The sequence below is a fragment of the Myxococcus sp. AM011 genome (genome assembly GCF_013372595.1).
GTDB lineage: Bacteria > Myxococcota > Myxococcia > Myxococcales > Myxococcaceae > Myxococcus > Myxococcus eversor.
The window spans coordinates 1-929 of sequence record NZ_JABXEM010000578.1; the positions used below are offsets into that span (position 1 = coordinate 1).

Genomic DNA, 929 nt, shown 5'->3' on the forward strand with positions numbered 1-929 from the left:
GGCGGGAGGGACGCGCGGATTGTGAAGTGAGGGAGGCAGTCCCGGGGCCGACTCGAGTGAGTGGCCTGTGCTCGCCAGGGACCGCGTGAAGTCAGCGAACGTCCGGCTGGACGCAGCGCCCGCAGGGCTCCTGACGCCCCTACTCCTCGGGCTTGTCGCGCGTCGCCTGTCGATTCTCGAGGGGGCCGAACAGCGTCTCCACCATCCGCTTCATGGAGACACCTTTGGGAAGAGGCGGGGCAGGCATCCCCTCCTCCGTGTAGACCACGCGTCCCTGCTCGACGACCCGGAACCACGCGCCCCACCAGGCAAACAGGACGACGTGGCCCTCGGGGCGACGTTCCACCTCGAGTTCTCCCCCCTCCGGTCCCTCGCAGATGACGTCGAGGCGGCCTCCCGGCGGGATGTCGAACGCCATCCCCGAGGGCTCGAACCGGACGTCGACCGACGTGTCCCGCGTGTTCTCGAAGTCGAACCGCACCGTCTTCACGGCCATGCCCCACCCGCTTTCCTGAAGCGATACGTCCGCTGGGTTTTCACACGCGGCTTGCGCCTGCACCATCCGCCACGACTGGACATACATCGGGGCACACCCAGGACTCTTCACGGAGGGTGCGTCCCGAGAGCAGCGCGGAGTAGGGTGCCCCTTTTTTCCCGACGGGCACCGAATGAAGACCGAGCTTGGAGTCCACCTGGGCATGTCCGCGCGCACGGCCCGAAGGAGTCTGGGACTGACCCAGGCCGCCGTCGCCCAGCGACTCGGCGTGGCCCGCGAGGTGTACGCCCGCCTGGAGCGCGGCCACATGCTCCCGAGCATCCACACCCTGCGTGGCCTGTGCACCGTGCTCCACGTGCCACCCCACGCGCTGCTCGCCCTGGACGCCACCATCGAGACGCCTCCTGGTCGCAAGCGTCCGCCCCAGCCGACC

The 929-nt window shown here is 69.0% G+C and carries 2 protein-coding genes; one reads left to right on the plus strand and one right to left on the minus strand.

The genetic code is table 11. The features are described 5' to 3' along the window. Positions 1 to 139: 139 nt before the first annotated feature. Positions 140 to 496 carry a hypothetical protein gene (locus tag HUW62_RS47410; protein ID WP_176438210.1) on the minus strand — a complete coding sequence of 119 codons (357 nt, stop codon included), beginning with the start codon at positions 494 to 496 and terminating at the stop codon, positions 140 to 142. Between the two features lie 172 nt (positions 497 to 668). On the opposite strand from HUW62_RS47410, the gene HUW62_RS47415 reads away from it, so the two are divergent. Further along, the coding region (locus HUW62_RS47415) for a helix-turn-helix transcriptional regulator (protein ID WP_176438211.1) at positions 669 to 929 on the plus strand (261 nt) is incomplete at its 3' end.

Coding starts and splice junctions, on each gene's coding strand:
- HUW62_RS47410 (WP_176438210.1), bottom strand. CDS start 496: ATGGCCGTGAAGACGGTGCGGTTCGACTTCGAGAACACGCGGGACACG.